This is a genomic window from Paucisalibacillus algeriensis, assembly GCF_000577245.1.
Taxonomy (GTDB): Bacteria; Bacillota; Bacilli; order Bacillales; family Amphibacillaceae; genus Ornithinibacillus.
In genome coordinates, this window is sequence record NZ_CBYO010000005.1 from 145,357 (window position 1) to 163,055 (window position 17,699).

A 17,699-nucleotide genomic window follows, 5' to 3' on the forward strand; every position below is an offset into this window, starting at 1 on the left:
AAGGAGAGAATATTATGCCATACATTACAGACGTATATGCACGCGAAGTATTAGACTCACGTGGTAATCCAACAGTAGAAGTAGAAGTTTACACAGAATCAGGTGCTTTTGGTTCAGCAATGGTCCCAAGTGGAGCATCAACTGGGGAATATGAAGCAGTTGAACTTCGTGATGGTGACAAAGGCCGTTATCTTGGAAAAGGTGTTGAAAAAGCAGTTCATAATGTAAATGAAATTATCGCACCAGAATTACTTGGACTTGATGTAACTCGTCAAAATATTATTGATGCTTTAATGATCGAACTTGATGGAACTGAAAATAAAGGTAAATTAGGTGCTAACGCAATTCTTGGAGTATCTATGGCAGTTGCTCATGCTGCAGCTAACTTCCTTGAAGTACCTTTATACAACTACTTAGGTGGATTTAACGGAAAAACTCTTCCAACACCAATGATGAATATTGTTAACGGTGGAGAACACGCGGATAATAATGTTGATATTCAAGAGTTTATGATCATGCCAGTTGCAGCTCCTACATTTAAAGAAGCTCTTCGTACTGGTGCAGAGATTTTCCATTCCTTGAAAAAGGTTTTAAGCTCAAAAGGATTAAATACTGCAGTAGGAGATGAAGGTGGTTTTGCGCCTAACCTTGGATCTAACGAAGAGGCTCTACAAACAATTGTAGAAGCAATCGAAGCTGCTGGCTATAAGCCTGGTGAAGAAGTTAAACTAGCAATGGACGTTGCATCTTCTGAATTCTATGAAGATGGTAAATATGTCCTAAAAGGTGAAGGTGTTACTCGTACTTCTGCAGAGATGGTTGATTGGTACGAAGAAATGGTAAACAAATACCCAATCATCTCAATTGAAGACGGTTTAGATGAAAACGACTGGGAAGGTCATAAACTACTTACCGACCGCCTAGGTAAAAAAGTTCAACTTGTTGGTGATGATTTATTCGTTACAAACACGAAGAAACTTGCACAAGGTATTGAACAAGGTGTAGGTAACTCAATCCTAATTAAAGTAAACCAAATTGGAACACTTACAGAAACATTTGATGCAATTGAAATGGCAAAACGTGCAGGCTACACTGCAGTAATCTCTCACCGTTCTGGTGAAACAGAAGATGCTACTATTGCAGATATCGCCGTTGCTACAAATGCTGGTCAAATTAAGACCGGTGCTCCATCCCGTACGGACCGTGTTGCGAAGTATAATCAATTACTACGCATTGAAGATGAATTAGCTGGTATGGGAGAATATGCTGGACTGAATGCATTTTATAACTTGAAGAATAAATATTAACGCTGAAAAGGCTGCCTTTCGAGGGCAGCCTTTTTACGTGTTAGGCTAAATAGGTTGCTTTTAGCTTTTGCAGAAAAATTAGTAGTTAGATTACTAATAGAACCATTCTAATGGACAGAATGCATGGAAACACGTGAACTATGTCTAATAAAACCGTTCTAATAGACAGATTCAATACAAAAAACAGCTCTAAGTTAATTACACAAACCATTAAATTGAAATTCCACCTTTTACCACTAAAAATATTTTGTCACGGGACAAAACTAACCAGAAATAACCTATAAAGACAACTAAATCTTGAAAGGAAGAGACAAGTTGGTAAAAAAGGTGTTACTTTTTGGTGATATTGGAATTGATGATATTATAGCACTAATATATGGCTACCTAAATGATGAAATTGAAATTGTGGGTATAGTAACGGAGTATGGAAATATTCCCCAGGAAAATGCTCTTGAAACTGTCCGATATTTGAACGATCAAATTTTGCCCACAGAAGAATCTCAACGAATTATACCTATTGCTGGAGCTGTGAATCCAATGACTGCAGAAACTGTTGAGTATTTTCCAGAAATTCATGGCGAGTATGGAATGGGTCCAATTGTTCCTGAAAATCCCCAAGATGGGTTTACCTTAGAAAACTTTTTTTCTATTATTGATATTATTGACCAATATGGTGAAGATTTATATATTGTGAATATTGGTAGATTGACATCACTTGCAACTATGTTTCTACTATATCCAGAAAGAATGAAAAAAATAAAGCAGATTTATTTAATGGGTGGAGCCTTTTGGGAACCTGGAAATATTACGGCTGTTTCAGAAGCAAATTTTCATGGTGACCCAGTGGCTGCACAAATTGTACTAACTTATGCTGAAAGAGTTACTATTATACCTTTAAATGTAACGAAAAATGCAATTGTCACACCAGAAATGGTAAATTATATTGATCGCGTTGGCACCATTGATATTATTAAACCAATGATTGATTACTATTATGATTTCTACAAAGAAAGGGATCCCTCCGTACAAGGTAGCCCATTTCATGACGTTTTAACACTAATGGCGGTTAACAATGAGGATATGTTTACATTTGAGGAATATCCTGTTCACGTTGTGCAAGCAACCAGAGGAACAGAACGTGGCCAAAGTATAGCTGATATACGACCGTTTGGTAATTTAGAAGAAGAAACAGAAAAAGAGATTAAAAGGCATCGAATTGCTTTTGATTTTGATTATCGAAGATTTTTTAGGGATTTCATGACAACCATGTCTGGTCAACGGTTCAGATCAAATTAGGGTACTGATTTTTCAGTGCTCTATTTTCTTGATATAATAAATAAAAAACAGGTGAGAGGGATGACATTGTTAGAGACGATAAAAGCACGTCGAAGCATTCATACTTTCCAAGAAAAAGAAGTAGATATTAAGATATTAAAAGAGATTTTTACATATGGTTCCTATGCTCCTACTCATTATATGAAAGAACCTTGGCAAATCAAATTATATCAAGGTAATGGGAAAGAATTCCTCGTTGAAGCTATTATCAATAGTTACCAACGAATCGGAATGATTAAGAATAATCAAGAACCAAAAACAATAAAAATGAGAGAGTCGATGAAAAATTTTCTACGTGCTATTCCACATCATGCGGTTATTTATTTTGAAAAAGATGAAGACCCTATTCGTTATGAGGAGGAATATGCAGCTGTCTGTGCTTTTATTCAAAACGCACAACTTGCAGCATGGGAGTTTCATGTAGGCATGCTTTGGACTATAACTCCATATATGCATGATTCCGGGTTTTATGAAGAAATTGGGCTTGATATTAATTCGGTAAAAATAGCAGCTGTAATGCAAATAGGATATCCAAAGAATGTGCCTCATGATAAAGGGAGAACTTCAATTGAAGAAAAGTTGGAGATTATAGAATAAACAAATTAGCTCAGAGATCAATCTCTGAGCATGACATACATATTGGGCTACCATTACAATCTAATTATATTATCATTCTTTTACCAGTTTTAGTATAAAGTCCTTCATATCCACAAATCGTGGGTATCTAGGTTTCATATTAGTTCCTGCAATCACCAATGGTACCAATGATTCCTGTCTATGTAAAGAACCGTGTGCTGCTCCGCTTAGATGGAATGGTGTAGATTGGGCTTTAAAGTCACATCCTGGTTTTGCATTCACAACGATAAAGCGCCCTTCATGTGAGTTTAATGCACTGCTCAACCTAGCAAGCGCATCAGGGAAATTCCCATAGGACAATTCATTGTTCTTAGTTATGTGGAGATCCAAAAGTTCCGGATTTCCTTCAATATTCCAAGTTTGTTTATATACATCTATATAATTTCCATTTGGACTATAGCTCAATGTACCTTCTCTCAAACCAGAAGCTACGTTGATAGATTCTTTGTCCTTCCATGCAATGATATCTATACGATGATCACCTTTCAAACGCTCGATAATAGATTGGAGTCGAAGTTTTTTATCTAATACGTAAATATAGGCCATACGTTGATTAACACAAAGAACAATCTGATCCTTTTTTTGAACAGGCCTTTCAAGCCTAGCTATGTGGTATTTTTTAAGTGTTTTCCTCAAATCAATTATAAACCTTCTGTAATTGGTACCTGTTGCTGAATGCCCATTGTCACCTATGACCATCCATATATTTTGGTTGATTGCTTCTTCCCAACTCGAATACATATTTAATATTTTTTGAATCTCCTGATCAATCTTAGTAATAACTTTTATATCCTGTGGTCCTTTAAAATGAATACGAGCGTCCATATCCTGAAAAATACAGAATGTAAAGGCGGGGAGTCGATTCTTTCGAATAAGGTGTCTAAGTTCCTTCGCTGTGTATTTATAATTACCTGCTGCTATTTGAGCTGTGATCCCGAGGGGCCTCAATTTAGAAAAAACCCCCAACGATAATACGGGTGGGGCTTTAGTTGTCCATTCCCCATCCTCAAAGCGAGTTAATGTACTTAGAAGCTTTGGGACATGCATACGTTTGGGAATGTTACCGCGATAAACAAAAGAATTAATAGAAGCAGAAGGAATTCCTACTTTAGCTAAATCCTCATAAATTGTAGTTACATCATTGCTCATATGCACATTATTCAGTAGGTAAAGCATATTATGAACAGACCTGCGCATTCCTAATCTGAATGTTTCGCGAAAACCGGTCCCGTAGTTTATCATTTCTTTCTTGCTAGCATCGAACCAGTTTAAACCGGGAATTTGGTGTTTGTCGGCATATGTACCTGTAAGGAGAGTACTGTCAATTGTAACGGACATGGTAGGAAAAGCACTTACCATATCGGATATATAATTTCCTTTTTCCATTAAAAATTGTAAAGCTGGAGCCTTTCCTGTTTGGGTAGCTACTTCCAATGGTCCAGGCATCAATGAATCGATGTTAAGTAAAATTACTGGTTTAATAAATTGAGGATTTTCATTCATTTATTTTCATCCTAACTATAATTTTAACATTATTAAATCGTGTAAATTATCCATTCTGTTATATGCGAAATAGATAGAAAGGATAAAAACATTTTTCCCGAAGAGAATGTTTATTATGCAAGGAGGGATAATTACCATATTCCTGCAATGGGTCGTTTGAAATGAAAAAACGCTTAGGTCACAGACCTAAGCGCAAACTAATCTATTATTTTGTTTTTTCTTTAATAAATGCCTCTACTTCTTCGGCTGTTGCCATAGTTAATAGCTTGTCTTTATAAGAAGCCATTTCCTTCTTAGAAATACCTTTTAACTGTGTACGTGCAGGTAGGATAGATGTAGCACTCATACTAAATTCATCAAGTCCAAGACCAAGTAAGATTGGAATAGCAATTGGATCTCCTGCCATTTCACCACACATACCAGCCCATTTTCCTTCACTGTGAGCAGCTTCAATAACATTATTTACAAGATTCAAGATTGCTGGGTGGTATGGTTGATATAAGTATGAAACTTGCTCATTCATACGGTCAGCAGCCATTGTATATTGAATTAAGTCATTAGTTCCAATACTAAAGAAGTCTACCTCTTTAGCAAATTGTTTTGCGATAACTGCAGTTGATGGGATTTCTACCATTATACCTACTTCAATGCTATCGGAAACTTGATGGCCTTCTCTTTTCAGGTTTTCTTTTTCATCCAGTAAAATCTCTTTTGCTTTACGGAATTCTTCTAGTGTTGCAATCATTGGGAACATGATTTTTAGATTTCCATAAATACTTGCACGAAGTAAAGCGCGAAGTTGTGGACGGAAAACATGCTCATTATCTAAACAGAAGCGAATTGCCCTAAAACCTAAGAATGGGTTCATTTCTTTTGGTAGATCAAGATATGGAAGCTCTTTGTCTCCACCAACATCTAATGTACGAACGACAACAGGCTTGTCTCCCATTTGCTCTAAAACTGATTTATATGCTTCGTATTGTTCTTCCTCAGAAGGTAGTTCGCTTTTACCCATATATAAGAATTCTGTACGGTAAAGACCAACACCTTCACCACCGTTATTGATAACACCAGTAACATCATCCGGAGTACCAATATTTGCTACAAGCTCAACTTGCTCTCCATCAGAAGTAAATGTAGGCTCGTCCTTCAATTCAGCCCAAAGAGCTTGTTGTTTAGCAAAGTTTTCATGTTTTTCTTCATATTCTTTTACCTGTTCATCTGTTGGATTCACAATTACATTGCCATCAATACCGTCGATAATTACTAAATTACCTTGAGAAGCTATTTTTGTAACTTCTTTAGTTCCAACCACAGCTGGAATTTCAAGTGATCTAGCCATTATAGCAGAGTGAGAAGTACGTCCACCGATATCAGTAGCAAATCCTTTAACAAATTGACGGTTTAATTGTGCTGTATCAGATGGTGTTAAGTCATTTGCAATTACAATCACTTCTTCATCAATTAATGCTGGATTTGGGAAAGAAACTCCTAGTAGATGTGATAGTACACGTTTTGTCACATCGCGGATATCAGCAGCACGTTCACGCATATATTCATTTTCCATGCTTTCAAACATTTGAATGAACATATTTGCTACTTCTTCTAGTGCAGCTTCCGCCATCTGCTTTTCATTTTGGATTTTGTCTTTAATTGGATTAATAAGTTCAGGATCTCCAAGAACTAGTAAATGAGCCGAGAAAATTTCTGCGTGTTCTGCACCTAGTTCTTTTAAGGTATGTTCTTTAATTTTTTCTAATTCTTGCTTTGAAATTGCCACTGCTTCATCTAAACGTTTTACTTCACTATCAGGATTATCAATCGTTTTCTTTGTATATGATAAGTCTGGTGTTACCAGTTGGTAAGCTTTTGCAATTGCAATTCCTGAAGATGCTGCTATACCTTGGATGTTTGTCATAATTCGACCAACCCTTCAAATTTTGTTTAAAAATGTCTTATAAATTCTATTGTATACTTATCATTTTTCACAAATCAAGTTATTGATTCCTAGTGTTATAAAAAGTTCAAAATGAAGGCGTTTTCTTGTTTAAATAACTATTTATCCAGTTATTAATAGCCTCATAAACCTCTTCTTTGTTCAATTCGTTTAGTAATTCGTGGTGACCATTTTCAAAGAGCATGGTGGTGACATTTGATAATCCTGCCTCTTCAAATATCTTTACGACTTTCCAAACTCCCTTGCCATAGTTTCCAACTGGATCTTGATCTCCAGATGTTAAAAGAATAGGTAGATCATGTCGAATTGTTTTATTACTATCTTTGTTATGGATGGCTTCAAGTCCTGTCATTAAATCAAAAAAGAATCTTGCAGTAGGTATAAATCCAGTATATGGGTCAGACATATAATCTTGAACAACTACTTCATCCCCCGAAAGCCAGTCAAAGTTAGTCTTCCTATTCTTGATTTTTCGATTAAAGGTACCGAATGACAGTTTATTCATTAAAGGTGATTTTTTCTTAGGTGGGAGTTTGGATGAGAGCATTTTGCCGAATGTAATTGTTGATTTTGTATAAAAACCTGTACCTGATAAAATAACACCGTCAACTTCTTCACTATGTTCTTGAATATAAAGACGCGCTAGGAAAGAGCCCATGCTGTGCCCTAACAAGAAAATAGGCGTGTTAGGATATTCATTTTTGATTTGTGTTGTAAGTAGATATAAATCATCCGCTGTTTTGTAAAAGCCATCCTCATCTGCAAAATACCCCATGAGCCCTTGTTTTTCTCCTGTTTTGCCATGTCCACGATGGTCGTTACCGAAAACGAATATATCATGGTCAACTAGATTTTGTGCAAAATTATTATAGCGACTGATATGTTCTACCATTCCATGGGCTATTTGTACAATTGCTTTTGGTTTTTTATCTGGTTCATACCATTTCTCAACATAAATTTCTACATTATCTTTCGATTTAAACCAAAATGTAGACTTCAATTAATTCACTCCCCAAAATAAGGTTCTCTAATTATTTTAATAATAGATTAAACTAGCTGGAAATGCTATTCTTGATAGAGGAAATAGTACTAAATTATAAGAAATAGCTTGATAAAGTATTCAAAATTATGCTAAAGTATGATTAGTTAACTGTCTCATAAGTTCAGGAGGTGTCATGGAAACATGGCTAGTTTTGTAAATGTTCTACTAGTGCTAGATGCAATTATTATGATCATTCTTGTTCTTTTACAAAGTGGTAAAAGTGCTGGTCTATCAGGAGCTATCTCCGGTGGGGCAGAGCAATTATTCGGTAAGCAAAAAGCTAGAGGTATTGACTTAGTTCTTCATAGAACAACTGTTGTAACAGGAGTTCTGTTTTTTATACTAGCTTTCTTGAGTGCTTACGTATTACAATAGTAAAAAACAAACCCTTATCACTAGAGTGGTAAGGGTTTTTTACATTTAAGTAAGTGTACTTTGTTGTAGAAAGGGTAAAGTATATACTAGAGAAGGAGTAATATAACATGAAAGTTATTCAACCAAAGCCATTTACATTTGAAGCGGGACCTAGAGCTGTGCTGCTATTGCACGGCTTTACTGGGCATACTGCAGATGTACGTATGTTAGGCAGATTCTTAGAGAAAAAAGGGTATACCAGTCATGCGCCGATTTATCGTGGGCATGGACTTCCTCCAGAGGATTTAATTGTTACACGTCCTGATGAATGGTGGGAGGATGTATTAAAGGCATACCAACATCTAAAAGACTTAGGTTATAGTGAAATTGCAGTCTGTGGATTATCACTTGGTGGAGTGCTTAGTTTAAAACTAGCTTTTTCTGAAAATGTTAAAGCTGTAATCCCAATGTGTGCACCGATGTTTTTTGATAATGAAAGACAACTGACTACTGGATTTAAAGCATTTTCAAGAGAATATAAGCAATTAGAAGGCAAAGATGAAGAGACAATTAATTCAGAAGTAGATTACCTTATGAATAAATCAAAAGAAATGTTTGTGGCATTAGGTAAACTAATTAAGGATGTTCAGAATGATGTTGATATGATCTACACGCCGACATTGGTTGTTCAAGCTCGATTAGATAAAATGATTAACCCGGAAAGTGCTACATATATCTTCGAAAACGTAGAAGCGGAGCAAAAAGAAATAAAATGGTATGAGGAATCTGGCCATGTTATTACAATTGATAAAGAAAAAGAACAATTACATGAGGATATTTTACAGTTTTTAGAATCATTAGATTGGGAAGAATAAAAGATAAAGTTATTGTAAGGAATTAAGTAGGTAAAGAAAGAAGGTGTATTATGGAAGAAATAATGATCGATAAACTACGCGAGTTTTTTAAGACATATGATTCCAAGCCACTTGCCGTGGAAGACTTAGAGGAAATCCTTGAAATTACAGATGTGGTGGAATTTAAAGAACTGGTAAAAGCATTAAATGAATTAGAATATAACGGTGAACTAGTTCGTACTAGAAAAAATCGATTCGGTCTACCTGAAAAAATGAACTTGATACGTGGCCGGATTCAAATGCATGCTAAAGGATTTGCTTTTCTTATTCCAGATGATGAAAATGAAACAGATGTTTATATCCATCATTCAGATTTAGCATCGGCCATGAATAATGACCGGGTTCTAGTCAGAATTGAAAAACAAGATATCGCAGGAAACCGTCCAGAAGGAACTGTAATTCGTATTTTAGAACGTGCTACTACAGAGGTTGTTGGGACGTTTGAAAATAATAAAGCATTCGGCTTCGTAATAGCAGACGATAAGCGAATTCCAAATGATATTTTTATTCCTAAAGGTAATATAAACGGTGCAGTAGATGGTCATAAGGTTATTGCACGAATTACAAAATATCCGGAGCAACGTATGAGTGCCGAGGGAGAAATTATTCAGATTCTGGGTCACAAAAATGACCCAGGCATTGATATTATATCGATTATTTATAAGCATGGAATTAAAATGGATTTTCCAGCTGAAGTGTTAGAACATGCGGTGAATACCCCTGATGAAATTGATCCATCGGAACTTGAAAATAGGCGGGATTTACGTGATGAAGTTATCGTTACGATTGATGGTGCAGACGCCAAAGACCTTGATGATGCGGTGACCGTTAAAAAGCTTGAAAATGGTAACTATAAACTAGGTGTTTATATTGCAGATGTTAGTTACTATGTTCAAGAGGGTTCTCCAATAGATAAAGAAGCCTTTGAACGTGGGACAAGTGTGTATTTAGTTGACCGGGTAATCCCAATGATTCCTCATCGATTGTCCAATGGGATATGTTCCTTAAATCCGAAAGTGGATCGATTAACATTAGGTTGTGACATGGAAATTGATTCAACTGGTAAAGTAGTCAATCATGAGATTTTTCAAAGTGTCATCAAGACAACGGAAAGAATGACTTATAGTGATGTGAACAAGATATTAGTTGATAAAGATGAAGAACTTCGTGAAAAGTACAAGCCTCTTGTACCGATGTTCGAACAAATGGAAAAGCTAGCATCTATTTTACGCGGAAAGCGGATGGGACGCGGTGCTATTGATTTTGATTTTAAAGAAGCAAAAGTATTAGTAGATGATAAGGGCAAAGCAGTTGATGTTGTAATCCGTGAGCGTTCTGTTGGAGAGCGTTTAATTGAAGAATTTATGCTTTGTGCCAACGAAACGATTGCTGAACATTTCCACTGGATGGATGTGCCATTTATCCACCGAATCCATGAGGACCCTGATCAGAGTAAACTCCAGCATTTCTTTGAATTTTTAGGCGGACTGGGTTATAAGGTGAAAGGAACCTCAAATGAAATCCATCCACAAAGTTTACAAAAGGTTTTGGAAGATGCTGAAGGTGAGCCAGAAGAGATGATTATCTCTAAGTTAATGTTGCGTTCTATGAAGCAAGCAAAATACGACCCACAAAGTGTTGGGCACTTTGGGCTTGCAACAGAGTTCTATACACATTTTACATCACCTATTAGACGTTATCCGGACTTAATTGTTCATCGCTTAATACGGACGTACTTGATTGAAGGTACATTAGATAGTAAAACAGTCGGTGCTTGGAAGGAAAAACTTCCAGAGATTGCGCGCCATACTTCGGAAAAAGAGCGCACAGCAGTAGATGCAGAGCGGGATACAGATGATTTGAAAAAAGCAGAGTTTATGCAAGACAAAATCGGTGAAGAATTTACCGGTGTTATTAGCTCTGTAACTAGTTTTGGATTATTTGTGGAACTAGAAAATACTATTGAAGGTCTAGTTCATGTTAGTTTCTTGACGGATGATTATTATCATTTTGATGAGCGCCATTATGCGATGATTGGTGAGCGTACTGGAAAAGTATATCGTATAGGTCAAGAAGTTAAGGTTCGGGTAACCGGTGTTAATATGGATGAGCATGCTATCGACTTCGAAATAGTTGGTGGTGGAACAAAGGGTAGTAAGAAGGACTTTATTAAATCGGAAAAACCATACACTGGTAAACGACGTGATAAAGGTAAATCTGGTAAAGGTTCCACTAAATCCAAAAAACCAAGTACAAGAAAAAGAAAATAGGCGCATGAACCATGTGAGGTGCATAGACTAATTCTGTCTTCTAAAACAGGATTAGTCTATTTTCATATCTGACTGGATTTTTATAATGAATTATGAATATTTTTATTGCACATTTTTAGTTTATCGAATATTATATACCTATAACTAAAATGTTTCCTTAGGTAAACATTAATAGAACAGCACAACTTTGAGAGGAAGAAGTAAAATGTCATACGATGTATTACTGGCATTCTTATTTACATTAATGGCTGGTTTGGCAACAGGGATCGGAAGTTTACTGGCCTTTTTTGCGAAAACAACAAATACCAAATTTCTATCGTTTGCTTTAGGATTTTCAGCAGGAGTCATGATATATGTTTCGATGGTTGAGATATTTGTCAAAGCACAAGATTCACTAGTAGCGGAATTAGGATCAAAAGGTGGCCAGTGGTTAACCGTTAGTGCATTTTTTGGTGGAATGCTTTTGATTGCATTAATTGATCGCTTTGTTCCATCAGGCTCTAATCCCCATGAGTTAAAAAAAGTGGAAGACATGAAAACAAATGGAGTAGTAACTAAAAATCCTGAACTATTAAAAATGGGAATATTTACAGCGCTTGCTATTGGGATTCATAACTTTCCCGAAGGTATTGCGACCTTTATTTCTGCTATTCAAGATCCTGCGTTAGGATTTGCAATTGCTATTGCAATCGCAATTCATAATATTCCTGAGGGTATTGCTGTAGCAGTTCCTATTTATTATGCCACGAATGATAAAAAGAAGGCTTTTAAATTTTCCTTCTTATCAGGGCTTGCTGAACCGGTTGGAGCAATTGTAGCATTTCTAATCTTAATGCCATTTTTAAATGAATTGATGTTTGGTGTGATATTTGCAGGAGTTGCAGGTATCATGGTATTTATTTCACTAGATGAATTGTTACCAGCAGCAAAAAAATATGATGAAGCCCATGTCTCGATTTATGGATTGATAAGTGGAATGGCATTGATGGCGTTGAGTTTGTTGTTGTTGCCGTAGTTGTTAGGAACCCAAAAGTTAGAACTATTCTGGCTTTTGGGTTTTTTATTTAGGTACTTTTTAATCAGTGGAGTTATGATAGATCTAAACATCATTTTGAGATAGAATTGAGGTAGAAATGAAGATTGGGCTTGCTCTAAACATCATTTTGCATGGAAGTCGGGGTTGAAATGAAGAATGGAAATGCCTTATACATCATTTTTAATTAAAATTGAGGATAAGTTAAGCACTAAGCACAGAAGAGGCAAAGTTAAATTTCCTATTGGAATAACGGGGGATTATTTGGTAAAATTGATGTCACGGAAGTTTTAGGAGGGCGAATCAATGCCTAAAGGTGAAGGTAAAGTAATTGCACAAAATAAAAAAGCATCACATGATTATTTTATAGAAGATACATATGAAGCAGGAATTGTATTGCAAGGTACAGAAATCAAATCGCTTCGTGCAGGACGTGTAAATCTTAAGGATTCCCACGCAAGGATTGATAGAAGTGGCGAAGTTCAATTAATCAATTTACATATATCTGAATATGAGCAGGGGAATAGATTTAACCATGATCCAACTAGAACACGAAAGCTATTACTCCATCGGAAACAAATTGATAAATTAATTGGTTTGACTCAGCAAGAGGGATATGCACTTGTTCCTTTAAAAATCTACATCAAAAATGGGTTTGCAAAGGTTTTAATTGGTTTAGGTAAAGGGAAAAAGAAATTCGATAAACGGGAAGACTTGAAGAAGAAACAAATGAAACGTGATATTGACCGGGCAATGAAAGATTATAACAGGTAAGGATTTTCCATCAGCTAGAATGAAGATACTGGCTGGTGGTTTTGTACTATATAAGGGGGATATGTTTATGGGAAAATCTCTTATGTTGAATTGCCGTGATGAGGTATTAAATCTTACAAAGCAATTGGTTTCTATTCGTAGTATCGTCAACACAGACGGGGAAAGTGTTATTGCTCATTCTCTATATACAATGATTTCTGCTTATCCCTATTTCCAGGCCAATCCTGAAAAGGTTGTAATTGAGAAAACGATTAATGATGAAAAGGCACGCTATAATGTTTTAGCATATGTAAAAGGTACGAAGGGTAAAAGCAAACGCACCGTAATAATCATGGGACATATGGATACGGTTGGGGTAGATGATTTTAATCAACAGGAAGACTATGCTTTCAAGCCAGATGAGTGGATGGAATTATTAAAGGGTGAGGAAATTCCTAATGTTGTTAGAAATCATCTAAATCCGGATGAATGGTTATTTGGTCGAGGTGCCCTGGATATGAAAAGTGGGGTTGCAAGTAACCTATTCTTGTTAAACTATTTCTCTGAACATCCAGATAAACTCGATGGAAATCTTGTATTCATTGCAGAGTGTGATGAAGAGGATGGCTCACATGGTATTTTATCCGCTCTTCATACTTTGAAAAAATGGAAAGAGGAGCAGGGGTTTACGTATATAGCAGCCATAAATGCTGATTTTGTTTCTCCATTATATGATGGGGATCAAAATCGTTATGTTTATAAAGGTACCGTTGGAAAACTGCTTCCTGGCTTTTACATTGCAGGTGCAGAAACACATGTTGGTGCTGCTTTTGAAGGGCTTGATCCAAACTATATTGCTGCAGAATTAACAAGGCAAATAAGTTATAGTTCGGATCTTTGTAATCTTGCACTTGGTGAATACACATTACCTCCAGTTACATTAAAGCAGATGGATTTGAAAACGGAGTATACGGTGCAAACGGCTTTGAGTGCCTATGTGTATTATAACTTCTTCATTCACTCATGGACTCCAAAAGAAGCACTTGAGATATTAAAAGAACAAGCAAAAATTGCGTTTCAACATTCCCTTGATTCTTTTGAGAAAAGGTATAAGGCTTATTGTAAATTATCAGGCAAAAAGTTTAATGGCATCCCTTGGAAACCGCGTGTTATAACCTATGAAGAAATGAATGAGTCGCTAATCCAAGCACATGGGAGTAATTATATAGAGGCAATGGACCAATTCAAAAAGAATCTTCTACATGATGATTCACTTGACCTTCGTATGTACGCATTACACGTAGTGGAAGAAGCATGGAAATGGATGCAGGATAAGAATCCGGCTATTATTCTGTTTTATTCTTCGTTGTATTATCCTCGAATCGAATTATCGGGAGAAACAATAGAAGAACAAGAATTAAGTAATGCTTTAGTTACTGCGGTAGAAAAAATCAATGATCTATATAAACAACCAATTAAGGTGAAAAACTTTTTTCCATTTATATCTGATATGAGTTTTCTGTCATTGAGTGATGACGAAGCGGCTATTCAAGCGGTTAAGGATAACAATCCTGCATGGGGAACAAAACATTATGTAGACTATGATTTAGTACGGGAAATCAATGTTCCAGTGATTAATATTGGACCATACGGAATGGATGCTCATAAGAAATTAGAAAGAGTGGAGATTGAGTACTCTATGGAAGTTGTGCCGAATATGACGAAGCTAGTGATTGAGGGTATGCTCCAATGTGAGTAAAGTCAACTGGAAAACGTTTGGGTGACTGGGAAAACATCCCATGGTAGAGACCTTGAAATTGTCTAGTGATATGTTATAATGAATTATGTCGCCACTGGGCGATCAACAATTTAATCAAAACTTTGTGCTCGTATTTATCCCCGAGCGTTTTCCTTTTATGGGGACGTTACGGATTCGACAGGGGTAGGTCGAGCTCAGGTTGCGCGTCGAGGTTACGACTCGTAAAACGTTAAACGCCTAATAACTGGCAAAGAAAACAATTACTCTTTAGCAGCTGCGTAAGCACTAGCTAAAGGATCCTTCCTACTCTCGCCTGTGGGGTAGTACTTGAAGGGTCTCAACTTAAGCAGGCTATCCTGTCATCCGCCGTCTGAGGATGATTTGGGAACCTAATCAGACTAGCTACTCGGAAGCCTGTTGGTAGGCTGAAAAGTTAGCGAATGATAATATACCAACTACACGTGTAGAAGCCTGAGTGTCGTTACCTTTGGACGTGGGTTCGATTCCCACCGTCTCCACCAATACATATGTTGGTGGTTTTTTTGTGTTTGTGACTTGAACTATAATATTGCCGTTTTGGCAAGTTTATGCTTCAAAAAACTTTCGGCAAACTTATACTTCAAAAAAAATTTAAAAATTGGAGATATAATCCTAAAAGGTTCCGTTCTGAGGGGCGATCTAAAGATCACACATAGATTTAGTTTGGAAAATAGACATTAAAAGAGCAAAGGTATCCTCATCAATGACGGGATCTTCTTTGTGTTTTTTTCAGAATAATGAGTTATATAATCTAAGTAATGATATAATTGTACAAAGATTGTGAAGAAGTATACTTAAACTAACGGGGCAGTTTAGTGCAATAACTAACAATGTGAAATAATAATAAAAGGTAATTATTGATAAGTGAAGGGTGAAAAATTTGAGGATTAAAGTTTACCTATTTTTAGTTCCTTTTTTAATACTCGTTGGTTGGTTCCTAATAAAGAAGAACTCTGATAAACCTAATGGAGGGTACACAATCTTTAAACCGACAGGAGTTAGACACGAGTTTCCATATGTAGATTTAGAACAAAAACGAGTAATTGGTACGGTATCATATAAAGGTCAAACATATATGACGGTGGTTATAGATGTAGAAAACGATACTGTTCAAATTGAGGGAAGTGTTGATGAATTAGGAAATTTAACTATGGACAAGGACTCTTATGTTGATATGTTTAAAAGCCAAGCAAAATATTTCATTGAAAACAATATTGATAACCCTACAAAGCATTACGAGGAATTAAAAGAACATTCTTCTTAAACAAACGGAGTAGGTTAATTGAACAAGGTAAGTAGAGGTTTGAATAAGGGGGTAAGCATTTGTTCAAAAGAAAAGTAATTGTTGCACTGTTTTCGACAATTGTATTTAGTTTAATTTTAGCTTATATAGATTATACTCCTGTATCAGAAAGACTTCCAGACACATCATACGGCTCATTTTTTTCCCCGATTCCGTTTTTAATTATACTAACTGGTGTACCATATATTCTCGGTGGGATTCCCGTTTCAATGTTGATTGATAAATATGTTGATAAACTTATCGTAAAACTCCCATTATACTTAATGGGTGGTTACATTGTAGGCGTGATTACTATGGTAATAAGTTTTGGAACATTTTCATTTTCACCTGAATTTTTATGGTTAGGTATTTATGGTGTTGTTGCTAGTTTAATTTTCTTTGTTATTATGTCTTTGAACGCTCGATTAAAGAACTTGAACTAACGGGTGCATTACTCCAAGACGGAATGATGCACCCTTTATTCAACTACTGGGGCAGTTTTAGTTAAAAAGGAATACAAAGACGATGAAGATATCTCTCCCTGTTTTAAAGTAAGTTAATTTCCCACTAATAGTCAGATGTTATTGGGTACAATTCCCACTTAAAAAATGGATATATATACCGATAATATAAAAGTAGATATTAATCCAGAAAAGGATGTTGGAATTAGACATTATTAATTTGCAATAATGGATGTTTTAGACTAACAAAGCTTGAATTTTATGAAGGTGACAAAGTTGCGTATATTAGACTGTTCAACAATTGAAACAACAATAAAATCTCTTTCTCATTTGCTTAAAACCAACAAAAATACTGTAAATTCTTTTATTGAAAGTAACAAATACCGAGTAACTAAAAAAGATAAATACTGGCATTATGATAATCTCTATATAAATGATGTACTAAATTATTTTAATTTACACGAAGACGAAATTTTTCCTGATAAATTACTTATGTTCCATCTAACTTCTGGCATAGATGATAGTAGTTTTCGGAATAATGGAATCTTAAATTTAGATTCATTAATCAAATCTCAAACTTTCTCCGCTTTTTTTGCTGGTTCTGGGATCCATATTCATTATGTGGAAGAGTCTCCACCAATAATTGAATTTAACGGAAAAAAGATAAAAGATGAGATGCTCTTCCACCGTTTTAACCGAGATAATTGTATAAATGGATTTTTAATAAAAGAAGATGCTGAAAACAATCCAAATGTAAGACATATTAGGGAATGCCCTGAATTTATATGGGATATTAGCAAACTTATTAAAATGCCTGAATTAGTTGGTAAGTGGAAAGAAAGTGCCAAACCTATGATGCTATCCCTACTTGTAAATTTCAAGGATATCGATTATTTTGAACCCTCAGAATATGTGATGAAGGCAATCGAGTATGTTTTATTTAAAAAAACAGGTTATTGGGGTCCAGATAATAACTTTATGGTTTTTTTACAGGGGGATGTATGTATTGCACCTGTAAATATAATTGAGATCACTGAACTTATATAACATAATA

The 17,699-nt window shown here is 35.7% G+C and carries 15 protein-coding genes and 1 other RNA gene; 13 read left to right on the top strand and 3 right to left on the bottom strand.

The features are described 5' to 3' along the window. The first annotated feature begins 14 nt into the window (after window positions 1-14). The 3 genes from eno (at window position 15) to TY11_RS03130 (ending at window position 3,239) form a co-directional block, all read left to right on the top strand. The gene (gene eno / locus TY11_RS03120) at window positions 15-1,307 is read left to right on the top strand and encodes a phosphopyruvate hydratase (RefSeq protein WP_042142749.1); all 1,293 of its coding nucleotides are present in this window, start codon (window positions 15-17) and stop codon (window positions 1,305-1,307) included. Window positions 1,308-1,622: 315 nt separating this feature from the next. After that, window positions 1,623-2,603 carry a nucleoside hydrolase gene (locus tag TY11_RS03125; protein ID WP_042142751.1) on the top strand — a complete coding sequence of 327 codons (981 nt, stop codon included), beginning with the start codon at window positions 1,623-1,625 and terminating at the stop codon, window positions 2,601-2,603. Between the two features lie 60 nt (window positions 2,604-2,663). Beyond that, the gene (locus tag TY11_RS03130) at window positions 2,664-3,239 is read left to right on the top strand and encodes a nitroreductase family protein (RefSeq protein ID WP_042142753.1); all 576 of its coding nucleotides are present in this window, start codon (window positions 2,664-2,666) and stop codon (window positions 3,237-3,239) included. Window positions 3,240-3,311: 72 nt separating this feature from the next. Here the strand turns inward: TY11_RS03130 and TY11_RS03135 are convergent, their stop codons facing one another. The 3 genes from TY11_RS03135 to TY11_RS03145 form a co-directional block, all read right to left on the bottom strand. Then, window positions 3,312-4,781, bottom strand: coding sequence for an alkaline phosphatase family protein (locus TY11_RS03135; RefSeq protein WP_042142755.1), 1,470 nt, complete (start codon window positions 4,779-4,781; stop codon window positions 3,312-3,314). A 205-nt stretch (window positions 4,782-4,986) separates the two neighbouring features. Next, the gene (ptsP, locus tag TY11_RS03140; RefSeq protein WP_042142758.1) at window positions 4,987-6,699 is read right to left on the bottom strand and encodes a phosphoenolpyruvate--protein phosphotransferase; all 1,713 of its coding nucleotides are present in this window, start codon (window positions 6,697-6,699) and stop codon (window positions 4,987-4,989) included. Window positions 6,700-6,805: 106 nt separating this feature from the next. After that, on the bottom strand, window positions 6,806-7,738 hold the full coding sequence (locus tag TY11_RS03145) for an alpha/beta hydrolase (RefSeq protein ID WP_042142759.1): 933 nt from the start codon (window positions 7,736-7,738) through the stop codon (window positions 6,806-6,808). A 183-nt stretch (window positions 7,739-7,921) separates the two neighbouring features. On the opposite strand from TY11_RS03145, the gene secG reads away from it, so the two are divergent. The 10 genes from secG to TY11_RS03190 all read left to right on the top strand — a co-directional run bounded on the left by secG (window position 7,922) and on the right by TY11_RS03190 (window position 17,692). After that, entirely contained in the window at window positions 7,922-8,155 is a 234-nt protein-coding gene (gene secG, locus TY11_RS03150) for a preprotein translocase subunit SecG (protein WP_042142761.1), read from the top strand. Between the two features lie 107 nt (window positions 8,156-8,262). Further along, window positions 8,263-9,009: an alpha/beta hydrolase gene (locus TY11_RS03155; protein WP_042142763.1), complete on the top strand. Its 747-nt coding sequence runs from the start codon at window positions 8,263-8,265 to the stop codon at window positions 9,007-9,009. A gap of 50 nt (window positions 9,010-9,059) precedes the next feature. Next, window positions 9,060-11,318: a ribonuclease R gene (gene rnr, locus TY11_RS03160; protein ID WP_042142765.1), complete on the top strand. Its 2,259-nt coding sequence runs from the start codon at window positions 9,060-9,062 to the stop codon at window positions 11,316-11,318. 205 nt (window positions 11,319-11,523) lie between these two features. After that, window positions 11,524-12,333: a zinc transporter ZupT gene (zupT, locus tag TY11_RS03165; protein ID WP_042142766.1), complete on the top strand. Its 810-nt coding sequence runs from the start codon at window positions 11,524-11,526 to the stop codon at window positions 12,331-12,333. Window positions 12,334-12,657: 324 nt separating this feature from the next. Next, window positions 12,658-13,125, top strand: coding sequence for an SsrA-binding protein SmpB (gene smpB, locus TY11_RS03170; RefSeq protein WP_042142769.1), 468 nt, complete (start codon window positions 12,658-12,660; stop codon window positions 13,123-13,125). Window positions 13,126-13,207: 82 nt separating this feature from the next. Beyond that, window positions 13,208-14,863: a M20/M25/M40 family metallo-hydrolase gene (locus TY11_RS03175; protein ID WP_042143094.1), complete on the top strand. Its 1,656-nt coding sequence runs from the start codon at window positions 13,208-13,210 to the stop codon at window positions 14,861-14,863. A gap of 159 nt (window positions 14,864-15,022) precedes the next feature. After that, window positions 15,023-15,384: a transfer-messenger RNA gene (gene ssrA, locus TY11_RS20020) on the top strand. A 398-nt stretch (window positions 15,385-15,782) separates the two neighbouring features. Then, on the top strand, window positions 15,783-16,166 hold the full coding sequence (locus tag TY11_RS03180; protein ID WP_231495763.1) for a hypothetical protein: 384 nt from the start codon (window positions 15,783-15,785) through the stop codon (window positions 16,164-16,166). Between the two features lie 59 nt (window positions 16,167-16,225). After that, window positions 16,226-16,627: a hypothetical protein gene (locus TY11_RS03185; RefSeq protein WP_042142771.1), complete on the top strand. Its 402-nt coding sequence runs from the start codon at window positions 16,226-16,228 to the stop codon at window positions 16,625-16,627. Window positions 16,628-16,921: 294 nt separating this feature from the next. Next, complete coding sequence (locus TY11_RS03190; RefSeq protein WP_042142773.1) at window positions 16,922-17,692, top strand: hypothetical protein; 771 nt, start codon at window positions 16,922-16,924, stop codon at window positions 17,690-17,692. Window positions 17,693-17,699: the final 7 nt, after the last annotated feature.